Here is an 18,904-nt window from a genome sequence, read left to right as displayed (position 1 = left end):
CAAACAAGCGTCCCCGGAATGACAGGCCGTGCGCATGCTTGCGAGCCCGTCGATGCAACCAGGAATCGATACGTGCCTCGCTCAGTCCTCCATCCCTGTTTTGCGTCTGATGGACAGGCAGTCGACCAAGAATCCTGCCGAAAGCAGCTAAAGAACAAGAGTGTCCATTCGGTCAAGTGCTGGAGCATAGCTCAGCTTGAGGAGCTTCGGATGGTCACTAGCCGCTGCCCATGCACGGGATCTCTACTCTAGATACTTTGGTTGCCGGCTTGACGCTGCTCAAGCGTCGCGCGGGGTGAGCGACCATCGGTCCCGCGTCCGGCAAAGTCAGGCTGCGCTGCAGGCGTTCCGTGGCCTATAGGCCTGACACCCCTTGGGCTGTCAGGAAGTTCTGAGTCACGCGGCGCTGTCGCCCTACGCGATTGAAACCCGGCTTGGCCGAGGCCGCGGGGCTCATTGCGGACGGGTCTTCAAAGGCACCCCGATTCCAAGACCGGTAGCGCCAGGCACGACATCCTCCAAGAACATGGTTCGCGGGCTCGGTAGGCTGCGCCCTTTGAATACCTGAGCGCATCAAGGCATACGTTCAAAAAGTAGCGTGTCGCGCTGACCCTTGACGAAGATCGAAAGCGTCGCGCTGCCATCCGGACGAATCTGCATGGTGGCTTGGCTGTCGCTGAGCTGACGGCAATATCCGCGATCATTCGCGACGACCCATGTGGTCAACGCCCCATCGACGCGACCGGCGTATCGCAATTCCACTTGACAATCCCTAGGAGCGCCATAGCGCAGGCGACCAAGCACATCCCCAGGCCGGACGCTGGCCGCAACAATCTCTAACTGTGCGCTGATAAGGCCCGCAGCTCGCCAGCGACCGGCTTCAGCCACCCCTTCCTTTTTCTGGTCCAGGGTTATGACCAAAGGCTGCTCATGTCCCAGCAGTGTGAGCTCTATACTCTCTGCTGTCTCGTCCATCACCCTAAGCTGAGCCTGTTTACCGGTCTGCGCGTCGCAGAACTTGCCCCCGTTACGGGACGTCAGCGTGTAAGCATCGTTCTGCGCCCGCAATTCCAGGGCACAGTTGAAGGGCGGCCCAAACCGCAAGTCCCCAACCTGGGGGCCGCTGCCGCCTGTCGCGCGCTCACTCAAGCGGACATAAACCGGGCCCGCGGCCCCGCTAGCGGGCAGGATTCCGCGCCAATCACCAGCTGGAATGCCAACAACCGGAGCTGCCTGAGTTACAGCTGACGTTAAACAGCTCGCTAGGAGCAACGCCACGAGGAAGATGTGCTTAGGATGTTTGCCTTGACTAGACATTGGTGCCTCTTACTGGCGTATGCAGGATGGAATGATCAATGACGCCTTGCTCAGCACGCTGCAACGGCAACCAAGGAGGCACGCATATGATGGCTATGAATGGCCTTCGGAACCGAGACCTCTAGCAGAGATTCCGAAGCAATCTTCCCTCACCCGGCGCAAAACGCTCTGTTCGAGTATGGCTCTCAAAGAGAAAAGGCTTTGAGGGGCCATCCTATTAGCACTCCGCGTTAATCAGCTCCTAGACCCAGCGAAATTTCTGCCCGAGCCACTTTTGAGGATGGCAATAAAGCTGCTGAGGCCGGCGAGACGCTATCGGGGCATTGCATGAGGCAAGTAACGTTGATGTTGATTTTTTCCACAAGTGCTGCCGTCAAGACTGGGGACATGCAATTATAAGGACTCTCCTCCTTGAGAGTCTGCACATGGGTGACACATCTTTGTTCTTGGGCGATCGCTTGACCCGTTTTCAATTCGATTGGGTTCCGGCAGTTCCCGAAAAGAATATTCCCAAAATCGTGCTATTAACCTTCGAAACAGAATCCGGCGATATTTCAGCCTGGGCCATCGGTCGCCCATTGGTGAAACGCTTGATCGAAGACCTAAGGCGGGAAACGCTTAAGCAAGGCCACTCAATTACCTCCTTGTCAAAAGAAATCCAACACTATCTGTCGTTGCCTTTGCTACGCTCGGATAACGTAGTGTGGTCAGCCTCACAGATCAAGGCGCCCCAGGTCATACACTTGATGATCCACCCCACCCACTACGCAATGGATGTGTCTTGTCCTGGTGAGGAGGCCCGACGCATCTCATTATCACCTGCAATGACTGTGGTCTTCACAGCCCAGCTAGAAGAGGCGCAGGACAACTGATCGGCCACCTGGCAGATCATGTCCTCGCTTATGCAGAGAATTTTTGGCCGGCGGCGTAAAGTATTGACAGGGGAAGACAGAGCAAGAGACACGTTCGCTGACCGTTCAAGAGAGTCCACCGACATTAGCTAAAGGGGACCTTCCGTCAAGCCTTACACCGGTGGTTGACTTAAAAATCAGCCATCGGCGGGTTATCCAAGGACGCGCGCACCTATAAGATGCGACCCTAGCTGCTGACGAACAGCGCGCGATCCGCTCGAAAGTAATCGAGCAGCACGCCCTCGAAGGAGTCCATGTTAGGTAACTTTCTTTTTTTGCTGAATATTTACTTAGATAATACTAACATCCGAGCACACCATTTAGGAACAGTACACCTTAAAAACTAACATAAAGACTGCCTTAGTTAGTATATTTGCATTAAACAGTACAGTAATGACAGGGAAAAACACTCGAAAATTATTGTCCAAACACCGCTAAGACATTGAATTTTATGGAACCGCCGCGTGCAACCCAGACAGAATAGTTTTGCCAAAAGTTGGACCCGAGCCTTTTCGGTAGAGTTTGCTTCAAGCAAAGTAAAAAACTGCTTTTTTTGATTGACGAATTTCTGGGCTGTTTTATCACTACTTCCATTGTTCCAATGGAAGCAAGCCGTGTCATCTACAGTCCAGCAGCAACTCCGCGATTACATCACCGCCCCCTTCGGTCTCCTGCAAATAAAGGATGTCCATGTTGGGAACGTCCGGGCCTCCGAAATCAACATTACGGGTCGCGAAGCTGCGATCCACGCCCTGGAGCTCTTCGACCGCGCAGACGAACGCTCTCGGCGGGTGCGCCTCAGCAAGAACCGGACTCATTACCCCGAGCCCCTGCCTATGGGCTCCCCTGCTCGGTTACTCTCGGTTGAGATCTCGGACTACCTCGGGCACCGCGAGCGGTGCGGCCTGGCCAAAGAGACCGTCGAAGACACGGCTCGCTCGCTGAAGCTCCTGCGGATCGCCTGCGGTGACATTCCTGTGTCGCGCATCGACCACGCTCACATCTACAAGCTTTGGGACCTGATGCATTGGGCCCCACCCCTTCTGCTGTCCGATCCCAAGTATCGGGATTACACGCTCGAACAGGCGGTTGCCCTTGGCAAGGAACTTGGCGTGTCGCCACCTGCTCCTGCCACGCTTGAGAAGCACAGAAGGTTCTTGGTGTCTTTCTTCGGCAAGCTGGTGAAGGCCAAAGCCATTCCCATGTCGCCGATGGACGCATTCCCCGAAATCAAGAAGGACCTAGTAGTGGACCCGAACAAGCCCGAGCGCTTGTTTGACAAGGAAGAGCTTCAGCGCATTTTTTCACCCAAGACGTTCCCGGCCTGGGCCAAGAAGTATCCGCATCGGTGGTGGCTGCCCATGATCTCGCTCTACACGGGGGCGCGCATCAACGAGCTCGCTCAGCTGAAGGTGGCCGACATTGTCGAGGAAGCCAAGGTCTGGTGTATCCGCATCCAAAAAACGGTCGACGCCGATCTCAGGCATAAGGATCGAAACAAGAGCCGTCAAAGCCTTAAAGGCAAAGCAGCAGTGCGCACCCTGCCCATCCCCAAGCCACTCCTCGATGTCGGCTTCCTGGACTTCCTGGAGGACATCAAGGCTTGCGGGCACCCTCGCCTCTTCCCCCACCTCTCTGCAGGCGTCAACCGGGAGACCGGTGAGACGAATGCGCGCTACAGCCAAGGGGCAGTGAACCAGTTCAGCAGTTACATGAAGACCTTGGGCTTCGGAAAGGGCATCGGCGCTCACGCCTTCCGCCACACCCTGGCCACCGAGCTTCACCACAAGAACGTGTCCGACCAAGACATCGCCCTCATTACGGGCCACTCGCTGCGGAAGAACGTGCCAGTGCTGCACGACGCGTATTTCCACAAGAAGCCCAAGCTCGCCCGGGCCAAGCAAATCAAAATTCTGGCGAAATACAAGCCACCGGTTGAGCTACCCAAGTATGAGCGAGGCCAGTTCAAGGAGAGCTTGGCAGACCCCACCAAGTTTTACCCGTAACAACGCACGGCCGGCCAAGGGCAACTTGGCCGATTGGTGTGGCTGGGCTCTAAACACTCCAGCAGTGCAACCAAGTGCAGTCGAATCTCTTCTAGCCTACGATTCGGCAAGACGTGGGCTACTGAGGTCTATAGCGAGCTCAAGCGATAGTAGCCATGGATTATTTAATAGCATCAACTCCAAGGAATTGGTATGCCGCGTGTTCGCCACATTGCAATTCGCAATTTTCGCGCAATTCAATCTCTGGATTGGGCTCCGTCGCCCGGCATCAACTGCCTGATTGGTCCCGGGGATAGCGGAAAGTCCACGATTCTGGATGCGATTGATCTCTGCTTGGGGGCTAGGCGATCAGTGACATTCGGCGACGCGGATTTCCACGGCCTCAACGTCAACGTCCCGCTCTCCATCCAAATCACACTAGGGGAGCTCCCTGCCACACTGATGGACATCGACATCTATGGGGATTTCCTCAGGGCGTTCGACCCAACGACCGGAGCTATTGAGGATGAGCCCAAGGCCGAGTGGGAAACGGTTCTGACGCTTCAGCTGCTGGTCAATGCGGATCTTGAGCCTTCTTGGACGTTGTTCTCGGAACGCGCTAATCAGGATGGCCTTGAACGAAGCCTGCCTTGGAAGGAGCGATCCGCCATAGCTCCGGCCCGGATCGGACAGTTCGCAGCTTCCAACCTATCGTGGAGCAGAGGGTCTGTCTTGAACCGTCTAACGGAGGAGAAAGCAGAGTTAGGGGCTCAATTGGCAGCCGCTGCCCGGCAGGCACGTGCAAGTTTCGGCACCCAGGCGACGCCGCACCTGGCCGCGACGCTGGCGGTCGTGCAGACCACTGCTCAAAACTTGGGCGTGTCCGTGGGAGCAGCCCCTCAGGCTTTGCTTGACGCGCACGCAGTAGCTATTGGTGAAGGAGCGATTGCACTTCACGACCAGCAAGGCATCCCGCTTCGATCCCTCGGCACAGGCTCCTCACGCTTGCTAGTCGCGGGACTTCAGCGTAAGGCCGCGACAGCTGCCCCGATCGCTTTGGTTGACGAAGTGGAATACGGCTTGGAACCCCATAGGCTCATGCGACTGCTCGACTCGCTTGGTGCCAAAGAGTCCCATCTTCCTGTTCAAGCATTTTTGACAACCCATTCCCCTGTTGCCTTGCGCGAATTGTCAGGGCACCAACTTTTCGTTGTTCGCTGCTACCCCTATCTGCACCGGGTGTGGTCAGCAGGGACGTCGGATGAGGTCCAAAGCACCCTGCGAATGGATCCGGAAGCCTTCCTAGCCAAGTCGGTGATCATCTGTGAAGGTGCAAGTGAAGTTGGTTTTGCACGCGGCCTGGATCAGTGGGCGGTGGCCACTGGAGAGACCTCGTTTCTCGCGCACGGAGGCGCCTACGTCAACGCGGGCGGAGGCTCTCCCGACAACGCCTTTGCCCGTGCAGAAGCTTTAATGGGCCTTGGCTATCGGGTCTTGGTCTTCATCGACGCAGACAAGAGTGCCAAGCCGGGCGTGGCGGAGGGCTACCGCTCAAACCTGGGGGACATCGCGACGTGGCGGCTGGGTCTAACTTTAGAAGATGAGCTGTTTCGCTACCTCCCTGGCACTTCCATTGATGCGCTATTGCTCAAGGCTAAAGGGCTTGTCGGAGAAGACCTGATGAACCAGCACATCCAGACCAGATCGAACGGTCGATGGACGCTGACTGCCATTGAAGCGCAGAGGCCGACAACGGATTACTCTTCGGAAACGCGAGAGCTCTTGGGAGCAGCCTCACGGATTCGTGGAAGTGGATGGTTCAAATCACTGACGGCCTATCAAGACATCGTCTTATCCATCGTCTCCCACGGCTATGAAAACGCTGATAAAGAGTTTCGGTCGGTTGTGGATCAACTTTGGAGGTTCATGCGTGCCCCCTGAAATCGACCTTGTCGCCATCCAGCGCGGTTCCATCACCGCCCCAGCCGGCTGCGGCAAGACGGAGCTAATTACCAGGTCCTTGGCTGGGAGATCGCCCGGCAAGCCAGTTTTGATCCTCACTCATACCAACGCGGGGGTGGCAGCCCTACGGGCCCGTCTGAAGAAGGCGAACATATCTGGCGCGGCCTATCGGTTATCGACGATCGATGGTTTCGCCATGCGGCTCATCGGCAAGTTTCCGGCTAGAAGCGGCCATCCCCCGAGCCTTTTGGAACTTGGCAACCCCGCCACGGACTATCCAGCAATCCGTCAAGCTGCCCTTAGCCTGCTGACAGCGGGACACCTTTTCCAAGCTGTCGCTGCCACTTATGACCGTCTATGGGTGGACGAATACCAGGATTGCAACACGGTCCAACATGCCTTGGTCTGCGGCCTGGCGTCGATGTTGCCCACGTGTGTGTTGGGCGACCCCATGCAAGCCATTTTCGGGTTTGGCAACAATCGCCTGGTGAATTGGCACGCAGATGTGCAGCCGTTCTTCGTGCCTTCCGGAGCACTCGGAACCCCTTGGCGCTGGCGCAACGCCGGCACAGAACCGCTGGGACAATGGTTATTGGGTGCACGCACGGTCTTGGAAGCAGGCGGAACAATTAATCTTCGGGCAGCCCCGCCAGAACTGAAATGGGTCCAGCTCACCGCAGGCAGTGAGGCTGTGCAGCGGATGATGGCAGCACGGACCAATGCTCCAGGCCAGGGAACCGTGCTTGTCATCGGTGATTCGATGAACGTGCGAGGACGCCACCAACTCACCAGTCAAACGCCCGGGGCCATGGCTGTGGAAGCCGTCGATTTAAAAGACTTGGTCGCATTTGCACGAATCTTCAATCCCGAAAGCGCAACCGCGCTACGAGAGCTAGCCGAGTTCGCTGGTCAAATAATGACAGGGGTCGGCGCTCCTAACTTGCTGACGCGAGTTGCTAGCCTGCAAAGCGGCCGGGCAAAGAATCCCCCCACCGGTCCTGAGGCCGCGGCAATGTCCTTTGAGACAAACCGAACTCTGCAAGGCGCCTTGCAACTCATCAACGCGCTCGCCAACCACGTTGATACGCGCGTCTATCGACCAGAAATTCTCCACTGTTGCCGATCCGCGATGGAATCAGCGGTTCGTGGCGAAAAGGAGTTCTTGGCGGCCGCATTGCATGCACGTGAACGCAACCGACACACCCGCTCCTCGATAGCCAGGCGGGCGGTTGGCAGCACGCTGCTGTTGAAAGGTCTGGAGGCGGATGTGGCCATCATCCTGGAGCCGGAGGTCATGAGTGCGCAGCACCTCTATGTTGCCCTCACACGTGGAGCCAAAGCTGTCGTCGTTTGCTCCTCCACCCCCCTTCTAACTCCACGCTAGGTCCCCATCACCTCAAGCACCGCCGTGTGCTTGACGTCGGTGTGGCAATGCTCGCCGAGCGAACCTCAGTTCATGCTTACCTAAGCTATGCGACTTCAGCACGATCAGACATAAGGACCATCAGACTTTCATGAATTTTCCCACGATACATAAAACTGGACATCGCGCTGAGCTAGCTGTTGAGGATCTATTTATGTCTTGGGATTGGAATGTGGGTCAAGACCGTATTGACATTGGCTATGACCTCTGCATCACTCCAGACCAGAACATCTACAGGGGGATAAGATTTCTTGTCCAAGTAAAAGGAACCGCCGTATCAAGTAAGCGACCTAAGGCATTGGTTGCGAGTAGTCGACTCCGTCAATATGCAGCAAGCATCCTTCCTGTGTTCATATTACGGGTTGCATCTGACAAAACCATATACTGGGTGCACGCGCAAGCTTGGGCGGCCACAAATAAGGAGGTCCTTCTGGATAAAAAAAGAAGAACAGTCACCTTCGATCCAGCTCGGACAATGGAGGACAGGAAATTCTTCGAACAGTATCTGCAAGAAAGCATTAGATCATTGATCCAAACAAAAGACCGTCTCTCCATAGAAATAGAAGGTCGAAACTTCACTCCGAATGTAAAAAAGATTACACCCCAACAGCCACAACCTTCAAAAACAAGAGAGGCGCCACCTTTATATTCACCCCCTAATGCCAACATCTCTTTTCGGCCCATTGATAGCCCAGAGAACATAGAACGCTTGAAGGATGCTTATGAATACGGCCTCCCACGCTCCTTCGACGTGAGCGATTTTAAAATCACGTTACCAAGCAATTTCTCAAATACAATTTCGCCAGCGCCGCTTTCCAAAGGCATGGTGACCATGAAGCAGATATCCGCTAAGAAAGGGCTCGTTAGTATCTGTCCAGGACGGGAATATTCGGTCTTGGCAAGCGAGCTGATTTTGCCGGCAGATCTTTTTTCAGGATCGAAAGGCTCAGGGATCACAAATGAGCTCCAGCCTTCTCCTATCAACTTAGTTCTACGCTTGACTCAAGAAGAGACACGCCTCAAGACCGTTCTTAACATTGGTATCCGGGCAGGTTATTTTCAAGAAAACGTTCTGCAGTCGTTCCATGAACTCGCTCCACTCGCTAGCTGGGCAGAGCAAGTTGCCGCAGAAGACTCAATGCACATTGCACTTGATTTTGATAACCAACGAATCGAGCTCAAGCCCCCCGTCGAATCCGTCGATGGATGGCTACCCGTTTTGCAGCGGATCAGAAGTCTTAGTCGGCTACATATGATTACTAGAGTGCTCAACTCAAATTTTTCCGTTAAAAAAGACGACCTTTTCTCTTCAGAAGACTTTGAGGACATAGATCTAGCATTCGAACTTTTGAGAGGGGCTAAAAAATCCGTTAACATTGGCGCGATGGAAGTAGACCTATCCAACAACGGAGCACTTAGGCACACAAAGGTTGCAGGAGAGTTTCTTTGCGAAACGCAATGGTCTCTTGAAGTAGCCGGGAAGGAAGTTGGAAATATCCCGGTAGAAATAAGCATGACAAACTATGTCATGGATGTGATTCCTAACTCCAATAGGGTCAGCATTACAAAAGATGAGCGGGGCCAAGCGTGGCTTAGGCACTGTAAGACTATGGTAAGCAGTGGAAAGATTCGGAGAAACCGCTAAGGGTTTGATTGCCCGGCAATCTCTTTCAAGCGCTCAAGTGCCTCTTTCTGCTTGGCGACAGGCAACCGCGACACAATCAAGATGATGTCGGCCAGCACGTCGGAAGTGGCGTGGAAATAGGCCACAGGTAGCTTTAACGCCTTCGCTAGTGCCTCAGCGGTCGCAGGATCCGGGTCATGTTGCCCCGTCTCGTAGCGGCTCACGCGCGTGGCTCCCGACACCGAGTCCACCATCCCAATGCGCTCCGCCAGATCGGCTTGGGTCCAGCCCATGGCCATCCGCGCATTGCGCAGACGCGTGCCATAGACCGTGGCAGGTGTCTTGGGTTTGGGCATCGAGAAGATTGCACGAAAGCTGAATTCCCTCAGTGTGCCGCTTGGAAGCGGGCGACTCATCTGCGATTATCGTAAATGCTGCCAGACCGGCGGTCTACAGGGGCTTTTCGTATGAAGCACACAGGACACGGAGCGTTCGCTGCGCTCTTGGCGTTGACGCTCGTCTCTCCACTCAGTGCCCAAGCCCAAGAGGTGTCGGAGCAGAAGTCCGGCTTTTTCCGTCAACTTGGAAAGGGGTTGGCCGACACCGGCAAGCAGATGGTGGGCATCAAGCCGAATGCTGGTAGTAAGGCAGCAAACCAAAGGACGGGCTCGATTTACACGCCTATCAGTGGCGCCGGAAAACTGCCCAACCTCTTCAAGGGCGATAACCACCAGCAGGCCCAGCTTGGGAAGCTGGATTGGCCCCGGGTCGCGTTGACCTTTACCGAGTGGGGGGCATCCCTGCCCTGCTGGACCGCGGAAGCCCGCATCTGGAGCAGCCCGACAGCCTCAAGCGTCGAGACCTTCCGCACCTGCTTCGATGCTGCAGTGACGGAAACGGACGACCTGGGCGAGACGGCGGAGCTCAACAGCGCAGCCCTGTGGAAAGGCCGCGACTCGCTCAGCGGGATCAGAGTGATGCCCAGCAAGCCCAACACGGGCGCTCAGCGGTCCACAGGCCCCACCCCGCCGGCTCAGCCCTTCGTGGTCAACGTCAGCCGGCCCGGAGTCGCTGACCGCGCCCTGGACGTGTCGCTGCGCATCGCCTGGGTGAGCGGCTTTGTCCAGACCGCCGACCTGCACCCGGGGGCCAGCGGCCTGCTGACGCCCTTCAAAGACACCCGGATGTGGATCGCCGGGTTCAAGCCCGACGGGAACCGCGACAAGTAAGCCGGTCGCCCTCTCTATCACTCATCAGCAAAGGAACGACATGAAAAACGCACGGATCGCCTTGGTCGTCCTGACCATGGCCCTGGGCCTGACCGCCTGCGGCGGCAAGCCCTCATCTAACAACGCCAAGGAAGCCTTTGTCCGGCTGCTGCAAGACAGCGGCGCCGGCCAGGTCACCGACGTCCAGCAATTTGAGCTCTCCGGCTGCGTTGAAGCGGAAGGCGCCGAGGGCTACCGCTGCGATACCCGTGGCCAAGCAGTGCTCAACATCGAGGGTCGGCAGGTGCCGATTCCGGTGAGCAAAAACCTGCGCTATGCAAAGAACGACGGCACCTGGAGGGCTTACGCCAAATGAGCACGAAGACCGATTCGATGGTCGGCACGTCAGCAGGCGCCATCGGCGACTTCCGCGAAGACGGCGCCATGCGCGCTGCCCCCAAGAAGGTGACTACTCCGCACAACCGGTTCTTCTGGTGGTATTCGCTGTCTCTGCTCTTCCTGGGCCCGTTCGGCTTCATCGTCGGGCCGCTGATGGCTCGGCGAGGTTTGCGAAAAGCAGAGCGCACCTACGCTTTCGAGGCTCACATGGCCCGCCAGCGCGATCGTGGCTTCAGCTGGTGGCAGTGGTGGGTCATGACGCCGCTGACCGTGATGGGGGCTTTCTGGGTCAGCTCGATGCTCAGCGGACTTCCCATGGTGCTGCTCGTGTTGTGGCTTCAGTTGACCAGCTGAAGGTCTCGCTCCTGCCTGACAGCACAGAACTCAAAACATGGAGGAGTCGCTCAATCCGCCAGTCACCGAGAGGAATCAGCTCTGCTCTGGAAACTGCGAGGCCCGCATCACTGCGGGCCTCTTCGTATTGGGTCGAGAAAACCGCCATTAGATCTTACGATCGCGGCCGCTCGCGATATCTCTTTTCAAATTGAGACCTTAGCTCCCCAACACCCGCACCAACGCACTTTTCGTCCTTGCAAGGCCTAATCAGAGGCAAACCACTGGAGAATGCCCATTCCAGGGGGTCTCCATCATAAGGAGGCAGCAAAATTGTCAGATTGCAGGACCCATCAGACTTGAGCTTGACTTGAATTCGATCCCAAGAACCGTTTTCCCACGGCACCCCTTGTTCAAATTCAAGCAACTCCAGCGTATCCGAAAGCCCACTTTTGCATCCGTTGGGTTCAAGAACAATCACTTTAGATGCAGGCTTGGACCTTCCTCGCATAGACCAGACCTTGTCATGAACGGAGTCGTTAGCCAACTGTCGGTTTATTTCGTAAGCCCCTTCGGCAATACACCATGCCGACAAACGAATCTCGCACCGTGAGGGAGGCGCAGCTGGCGCCTGGATTATAGGTGAAGCGGTTGTAACACTGCTTCCAAGAAGTCCAACCATGATTGCGATAAGTGACAATTTGTTCACTAACAACCTCCGTTCGCCGCGCTTACGCCTTTATCGCAAGAGTTTACATTGGTCTTGGCATTGATGATCTCTCCGAGACTCTGAGAATTTGCCGGCTGGCCAGAGAGATCCTTCATCACATTAGCGGGACCTGCGACATCGGCCGGAAGCGTATTTCCGTTAGCGTCAACACCACCCGCATATTGATCGCCTGCACCGCCAGAATGGCCACCAAGTTCGTGCGACATTGTTAAAGTTGTTGCCGCATCTACTCCACCTGCACCAACTGTTACTTTATTTCCGCCGATAGCGTTAGTTTGGGAACGCCCGCTTTTAGTGACGTTAGCCGTATCAGCTACGACATTGACGACGTTGACGCCTTTGCCCCCCTTTGTTTGATAGACACCTTGCGCAGTCATTGTAACCTTGACGCCATTTACAGTGACGGTTCCAGAGAAATCTTGAGCAATCTGTGCATTGACGGAGGCAGCCGTGAAATTGGATGTTGGCACACCAGTCATCGTCCATGGAACTGTAAAGGTCACTCGATCGGGCGCTGACCAGAAAAGTCTACCGTCTCGCCCATCCGGGTCAGTGAACCGATACGGATTGTTGTTCGCATACCAGTAGCGATTGAAGTTGGCCGCCAACACCGAATCAGCGGCCACCGGGTCCACGCTCAAGAACCGCCCAAGGTCCTGGTCGTAGTAGCGCTGCTGCATGTAGGTCAACCCGGTCGCACCGTCCATGGCATGACCGGTGTAGCCGATGCCATCGACCGTCTTGCCGATAGGGCTGCCGTAAGGCTGGTAGTCGGTGCGCTCTACTACCTGCCCGGCCGTGTCAGTCACTGCAATCGGGCTGCCCAGCGCATCGGTGTGCTGGAACTTGATAGCCCCTGCATTGCGCGTGGCGAGCAAGCTCCCGTTGAGGTAGACGTATTCGGTGTTGCCCTTGCCGCGCACCTCAGCGTAAAGCAGCTGTCCCGCCTGGCTATACGCTTGGATGTTCAAGGTAGATAAGCCTCCAGACAACACCCGACGTCCATAAGCGTCGTAGCGATAGGCCTCTTTCCCTGTCACGTCTCTCAGACGATTTCCATAGTCAAACGCGTAGGCCTGGCCATTCTTGTTCTTCAAGTTGCCCTGAACGTCGTAACTCAGTCCGATTGTCGTGGACCCTTCATTGCTCAGGATGTTGGTGAGGCGGTTCTTAGAGTCATACCAGTAGTTGTTCTCACGCACACCTGGGAGCTTGGCGGTGAGGATGTTGTCCAAAACATCGTAGGTGTAGTTGTTCCAGTTGCTTCCACCAAACCGCTCAGACCCTGCTTCCATCAGGCGATCCAGCCCGTCATACCCCATGTAGCGGTTGAAGCCTGCGCCTCTTTGCTGGTCGAAAATCGCGCTGACGTTCCCGTTGGCGTCGTATTGATACTCGAAGGACGCAACGTTGTTGTCCCGCACTTGCTGGGGCATCTGACGCCCGTTGAGCACGAGCGAGTGATTCACACCGTTGCCATAATTAAACTGGCTGGCCGCACCATTTGGGTAGTAGGCAATCCCAGTGGCGTAGTTGTTTCCAGTCTGGTCCCGCACGGCCGTTGGCTGACCCAGCGCATTCGGCGAATAGGTCACTGTTGTGCCGGTGGGATAGCTCTGGCTCGCCAAAGCTCCATTGGCGTCGTAGCCGTAGCCAAATGACCAACTGACCCCTGGCTGCTCAACCACCTCAGACAGCAACTTCCGTCGCTTGTTGTAGTTGTAGGCGTTGACGACTGTCGTATTGCCCGAGTCGTTGACCGTGCTCACGCGAGAAGGAAGGCCATCTGGCGTGTAGTCCCAATTTTGATCGCCGTTGCGGTCCGGAAACTGCAAGGTCTTGAGTCGGTTGCGAGAGTCGTAGGTGCGGGCGACACGCCTTCCACTGTTCGCTGCCGCATCCAGATCACAGCTGGTCGTGCTCGGAAGGTCCAAGCCGCTGGCCGACCAAGCCAGGTTGCCAGCCGCGTCGTAAGCCATGACCGTGGCGCCGCTTTCCGGCTCAATCACCTTGCACAGCTGCTGGTTCGCGTCGTAAACGTAACTACGCGCCGCCAGGCCCACACCGTGCTCCACCGGCGGCGGAGCCACCACCTGCACGACTTGGTTACTGGACTCATTACCCAGATCACCAGCACCATCGCGCATCCGCCAACGCAGGTTGTAGCCGCCCGCACCCAAAGGTGCCCGGAGGCTGAAATTGAAATCCACGCTGCCACCCGGCGGAACGTCCGATGGCAGGCCGATTTCGCCTGGAGACCACCCGCGTGTATCACCAACCAACACTGCCCGATAGCCCTGCCCTTGGCGCCAAGTGACGTTGCCCGTATTGGTGAAGCGAACCGAACCGTTATAAGAACGGCCCGTCGAGAGCTGTGCAGGCATGTTCTGGGAGGCAAACGCAGCACCACGCTGAAGCGCTGGAATTGCTAGGGCCCCTGACCCATCAATGAGGTTGTTCCCTCCACCAACCGGTGACAGACCGTGAATGTAAAACGGCTTGCCTCCGTAACTGCGGATTAGCTCGTCGGTAATTGGGATAGAAAAACGATAATTACTTCCCGATGCAGCACATGCTCCGGCAATGCCACCATCGCTGGGAAGGTTCGCGCCTGCACTTGCTACCATCGTCCCGCTACCGGCGGCTCCGCCCGCATACATGTGAACCTCGATGGATTGGCTCAATCTGGTCGAGCACGCCCATCCAACGATCGCTCGGTTGTTGTCAATGCCATCGATTCTTCCTTTGACGACCGATGCCGGCACCACCACTGCCCCGGAACCCGCGATGACATTGTTTGCGCCACCGATGGGTGAAAGGCCATGGATGTAGATCGGCCTTCCACCGTGGTTTCGAATCAGGTCTTCCGTGATGGGAATGGAGAAACGGTAATTACTCCCCGACCCCGAACAGGCACCAGCAACGCCCCCTTCACTGGGGAGATTGGCCCTGCCGATCGCAGCAAGACTGCCGGTTCCATAGGCGCCGCCCGTATACATATGGATATCAACCGACCGGGCCAAGCCGGTCGAACACGCCCAGCCGACGATGGCGTTGTCATTCTGGATTCCGTCGATGTTGCCTTTGATAATCGATGCAGGCACAGCGACTGAACCTGACCCAGAGATGGTGTCGTTCCCTGCTCCCACTGGAGATATGCCGTGGATGTGGATCGACTTCCCGCCGTTCTGGATGATGAAGTTCTCATCGATGGGGAACGAAAACCGATAGTTGCTGCCAGAAGCGCTACAGGCATTTGCGATACCAGCATCACTTGACAAGGTAGCTGCGGTGGCTCCAGCGAAGGTTCCCGAACCAGCAGAGCCGCCCAGATACATATGCACATCGATCGAGCGGTTCAAATACGTTGAACAGGCCCAGCCAGATATTGCGTTGTAAGTAACGCTTTCGATGCTGCCTTTGATCAGCGAGGGAAGCACCTGAATAGATGAAGCTCCAAACGCTCCGAACCACTCTTTTCCCTCCTGCACCATTCGCCAAGCAAATGAATATTGGCCTGGCGTAAGTGGCGCGGTGACATTGAAATTGAAGGTTACGTTACTTCCAATCGAGACAGCACCTGGCAGTTCTACCCTTGAAATACCCCAAGGGCTGACAGGAACAGAGCTGCCGCCATATCCGAGCTTGTGGCCGATGCTTGAACCCCACACTTGGTTGCCCATGTTCTGGTAGGTCGCGCTGACCGCATACGTCTGCCCAACGACCATCTGGGATGGCACGTTATAGCCCACCCAGCGGGCCTCATTGTCTGGAACGTCCGGACAAATGTTTCCTCTACCCGCAGGGCTGCCGTCTGGACATTGGCGAGCTGCGTGCGCAAATCCCGGCAACACGAGGAGTAGAAGGAAAACGAGGCAGCCTCCAAAGATCCGAAGAGCCCTGAACTTGCCAGTGGAGCCAAGAACGTAAAACTTCGTCCTTTGACCGATTGCATCCATGCATTGAATCATTGGGCACCCCGCTCGATCTTGACCGCCTTGCCGAAAACATCGCGAGCAATATTGGTCCTGCTGGACTCTGGTAGCTGCACCCAGACAGGTGCGTCATAGATCGGTTGATCGAACACCTGGTAACCCGTGCGCGTCTGAGCACCACGCGGATTGGTAACCAGGGTTTGAGCGCCAGGCAAATATTGCGTGATCGTGGTCAGCAGTCCCTGCTCACTGTCCTGGGATACGGCCGTGGGCCGACCCACTACGTCGAAGTCTGTCCAGACTCCGGTGTTGGCGGTCTCGTTGCCACTCGGATAAGAAGCAAAGACAGGTCGTCCTTCGTGGTCGTAGACAAAGCGCTTGACCCGAAGCGTTCCCGCGACGTTTGCCGCATCGTATTCCCGCGTCAAGAGCGGCTGCCACAGCGCATCAAAGTAGGTGATCTTCTGTGCGTTTCCGGTAGTTACGGTCTGGCGCCAATGGCCGGCGCCGATGCCGTATTCGTCGCCGCCCACTCGCTCGAACGCCTGTGCAGTCGAGTTCCAAGCGGTGCTGTCGCCCGATGGGTAGTTCGTGGCGTTCAGCCGCCCCATCGCGTCGTAGCCATACGTCGTCGCAAATCCATTCTCGTCGTTGGTCTGACGGATCCACCCATTGTCGTCCACGGATGCGGACTTAGCCGTGCCATCGGCATTTGCAACGGTCTGGGGGATGCCGCGCTTCCAGCCAGACAAGGTCGTTGCGTTTCCTAAGCCATCCTTGATTTGTGCCAGGGTCCCATCGGGATTGTAGGTGTAGCTTGCGACCAGCTTCCCGTTGCGCCACTCCGTTCGGGGCAATGCATTGCTGCCGTAATCGACCTGAGAGGTGACGATGCCCGTGTTGATGTTGCGAGCCATGGCGGTTTGCCCCAAGACCCAAGCGCCGCGTTCGTCGTAATACGTGGTTTCGTCGGTGCGGCTGTGCCAGGGACTGAAGCGTTCGATCCGCAACGGACGGGCGAATTCGTCGAAGCACGGCTGCCCATTGCAGTCCGCAATCCGCCAAACGAACTGATCGCCATTGTCTATGATCGTCACTTGACGGGCTGGCCGATGCTCTGCTGCGACAGTGTTATCACCCCAATCGCCCGCTGGATACATAGTGCGGGCTGCATAAGGGGAGGTGGACGCCGCTGCGTAGTCTGTCAGTTTGCTTCGCGCTGCACCCGAGCCGTTCCATCCAAAGTCTTGCTGAAGCAGCAACCCCTCGTTAGCCCGATAGCGGTTACCAAACCGGTAGCGGGTGGTTTGGCCCGCAGGATCCTTGACCGTGATGTCTCGGGTGATGGGCGAACCGGCATTGCACTCGACGTATCTGGAAGGGTCGAGTGGTTTCGGGTTGGGACTTGGCTGCCAGCAATTGTTTGGTGTTCCATAGTTGTAAGACCACGTCAGGCCTTGGGACGGCAATCCCGGGCCGGAGATACGCCGACTGGTCACTGCCATGACATAGAACTGGTAAGGGATGTCTGAGTAGGCTTCCTGGATATGGCAGACTCGAGGCACCCAGGACCGCCCCATTAGCATGGAATTGAGCGTGTAGTCGCTGCGAGCACCGGTGGGGGCAGTGATGCTTCCCACAACATTGTTGCGAGACCAAGGACGAATGTTGTCGCAGTCTGGCGGCTGGCTATAAGTCACGCGTGCACGAGACAAGGCAAGCAAATCGAACGTCCAGCCGCTGCCGTCAGGCAGCGTCACTGTATCCAGGGTGTCGCTGTAGCCGTAAGACCAGGTTCGCCCGCCTGTGGTCACGGAGGTGATGGTCTTGCCATCCCCTCCAGCATACGACAGGTCAATGCGACGCCCATCGCTGGCAACAATGCTTAGAAGCTGCCACGGAGCACCGGGATTCCAGTTATAGGTCACCGTGTTGCCAAAGCGGTCCGTCACCCGAGTCGGATAGATCAGGACCTCTTCCCTCACCAAGTTGTAGTTCAGGCCAACCATGGGGACAATTCCGCCGACGGCGGCAGTTTGCATCGCACTTCCCGCGGAAATCGACTGAGGAGCTGGTGACGACTTGTGCAGTGCTGGGTAGCTGCGTGACACCAAGTGATTGAACGAATACATCGAGCCTTGGGTGTCCACTAACTCAAACCCTTCACCGCGAGCACCGGCTTCACTTGCACCATCCAGTGAGGCTAAGCATCGGATTGCAGACCCATCTTTTAGGACAATGGGATACGTCCTTCCATCTGCTGGCCTCAGGGCTCCAGCAGACGCTTGAAGAAGCTCTTGGTCGCCAGCACCTGGGCGGTATGCAAAGCTTCCCCGCCAATACTCCGGGGCATCGAAGAAACCGCCCTGGACCTCGATGACTGGAGGCCGACCGTAGAGGCTGCAACGGTTGTGGACGAGATCGCGCGCGGCTTCAACAGTCCACCCGCTGCCAGAAAAGACCCCGTGCATGTAAGGAATGTCCAAGTCCCAAAGCTTGAAGTGCCCTTTTGTAGGACTTCCGACTGAGAAGCGACGACCGATGCGCACCTGGAGGGCATTGTTGCCCTTCAAATCCACGTCGGTTTGAACGATCTCCATCGACCCGGTGTAGAGGTTGATGTTTTCTCCGAAGAGCTGGTCGCCGGGGCTCTTCACCACTGCGCCCGATTGGATCAACTTGCCATAGTCGTCGTAGACATCCTCGGCGGCACCCAATGCAGGAGACAATCCTGCCAAAGCAGCCAATGCCCATCCAAACGCGCGCATCTGGCGCGGCTTTGTGCCCGATTCCATAGCATCTTCCAAGTTGATGACTGACCGAGATCCGGGTAGACCTCATCGCTCTTGCGAACTCGCGCTCATGCGAAGGCAAGGCATGGCAACGCATGCCCCGCCAAGCCGTTTGGCAGGTGTTCGTGTTCAAGAATCCGGAGGGTGCGCGAAGCGCGACCGCGAGGTCATTCCCCAATACCCCCCACGCGCATTAGAGTTGCCCGGCGCCAGTTCGATGTCAACTGCCTGCTATCGGCTGCCCACCGGTGATGGACCTAGAACGCAGGGCGACAAATTCTTGAC

The 18,904-nt window shown here is 56.5% G+C and carries 12 protein-coding genes; 8 read left to right on the top strand and 4 right to left on the bottom strand.

Annotation, left to right across the window (positions count from 1 at the left end):
• Positions 1-573: 573 nt before the first annotated feature.
• The gene (locus H7A87_RS06530) at positions 574-1,317 is read right to left on the bottom strand and encodes a hypothetical protein (RefSeq protein ID WP_119128939.1); all 744 of its coding nucleotides are present in this window, start codon (positions 1,315-1,317) and stop codon (positions 574-576) included.
• Positions 1,318-1,742: 425 nt separating this feature from the next.
• On the opposite strand from H7A87_RS06530, the gene H7A87_RS06525 reads away from it, so the two are divergent.
• The 5 genes from H7A87_RS06525 (at position 1,743) to H7A87_RS06505 (ending at position 9,243) form a co-directional block, all read left to right on the top strand.
• Positions 1,743-2,189, top strand: a complete 447-nt coding sequence (locus H7A87_RS06525; RefSeq protein ID WP_147421096.1) for a hypothetical protein — start codon at positions 1,743-1,745, stop codon at positions 2,187-2,189.
• Positions 2,190-2,842: 653 nt separating this feature from the next.
• Positions 2,843-4,234 (top strand): site-specific integrase, encoded by a 1,392-nt coding sequence (locus H7A87_RS06520; protein ID WP_180496915.1) that lies wholly within the window; start codon positions 2,843-2,845, stop codon positions 4,232-4,234.
• Between the two features lie 192 nt (positions 4,235-4,426).
• Positions 4,427-6,154: an ATP-binding protein gene (locus H7A87_RS06515; protein ID WP_119128937.1), complete on the top strand. Its 1,728-nt coding sequence runs from the start codon at positions 4,427-4,429 to the stop codon at positions 6,152-6,154.
• Positions 6,144-7,559: a UvrD-helicase domain-containing protein gene (locus H7A87_RS06510; protein ID WP_119128936.1), complete on the top strand. Its 1,416-nt coding sequence runs from the start codon at positions 6,144-6,146 to the stop codon at positions 7,557-7,559. Before H7A87_RS06515 ends, H7A87_RS06510 begins: the two co-directional genes overlap by 11 nt.
• Positions 7,560-7,689: 130 nt before the next feature.
• The gene (locus tag H7A87_RS06505) at positions 7,690-9,243 is read left to right on the top strand and encodes a DUF4365 domain-containing protein (RefSeq protein ID WP_119128935.1); all 1,554 of its coding nucleotides are present in this window, start codon (positions 7,690-7,692) and stop codon (positions 9,241-9,243) included.
• Here the strand turns inward: H7A87_RS06505 and H7A87_RS06500 are convergent.
• Positions 9,240-9,638, bottom strand: a complete 399-nt coding sequence (locus H7A87_RS06500) for a helix-turn-helix transcriptional regulator (RefSeq protein WP_232087940.1) — start codon at positions 9,636-9,638, stop codon at positions 9,240-9,242. The genes H7A87_RS06505 and H7A87_RS06500 overlap by 4 nt on opposite strands.
• Before the next feature lie 51 nt (positions 9,639-9,689).
• Here H7A87_RS06500 and H7A87_RS06495 point away from each other — a divergent pair, with 51 nt between their 5' ends.
• From H7A87_RS06495 to H7A87_RS06485, 3 genes are read left to right on the top strand one after another with little or no spacing between them, the layout of a single operon-like run.
• Positions 9,690-10,451 (top strand): hypothetical protein, encoded by a 762-nt coding sequence (locus H7A87_RS06495; RefSeq protein WP_180496914.1) that lies wholly within the window; start codon positions 9,690-9,692, stop codon positions 10,449-10,451.
• A gap of 40 nt (positions 10,452-10,491) precedes the next feature.
• A complete protein-coding gene (locus H7A87_RS06490; protein ID WP_119128932.1) occupies positions 10,492-10,806 on the top strand; it encodes a hypothetical protein in 315 nt (104 codons plus the stop codon).
• Complete coding sequence (locus H7A87_RS06485) at positions 10,803-11,183, top strand: hypothetical protein (RefSeq protein WP_180496913.1); 381 nt, start codon at positions 10,803-10,805, stop codon at positions 11,181-11,183. Before H7A87_RS06490 ends, H7A87_RS06485 begins: the two co-directional genes overlap by 4 nt.
• Before the next feature lie 687 nt (positions 11,184-11,870).
• Here the strand turns inward: H7A87_RS06485 and H7A87_RS06480 are convergent.
• Positions 11,871-15,863, bottom strand: a complete 3,993-nt coding sequence (locus H7A87_RS06480; protein ID WP_232087939.1) for an RHS repeat-associated core domain-containing protein — start codon at positions 15,861-15,863, stop codon at positions 11,871-11,873.
• On the bottom strand, positions 15,860-18,634 hold the full coding sequence (locus H7A87_RS06470; protein WP_119128931.1) for an RHS repeat protein: 2,775 nt from the start codon (positions 18,632-18,634) through the stop codon (positions 15,860-15,862). The genes H7A87_RS06480 and H7A87_RS06470 overlap by 4 nt, the downstream gene beginning before the upstream one ends.
• Between the last annotated feature and the right edge of the window lie 270 nt (positions 18,635-18,904).

This window comes from Xanthomonas sp. CPBF 426 (genome assembly GCF_903989465.1).
Classification (GTDB): domain Bacteria; phylum Pseudomonadota; class Gammaproteobacteria; order Xanthomonadales; family Xanthomonadaceae; genus Xanthomonas; species Xanthomonas euroxanthea.
The sequence above is the reverse complement of the archived record's forward strand: the minus strand, read 5'-3'. Positions and strand labels throughout refer to the sequence as shown.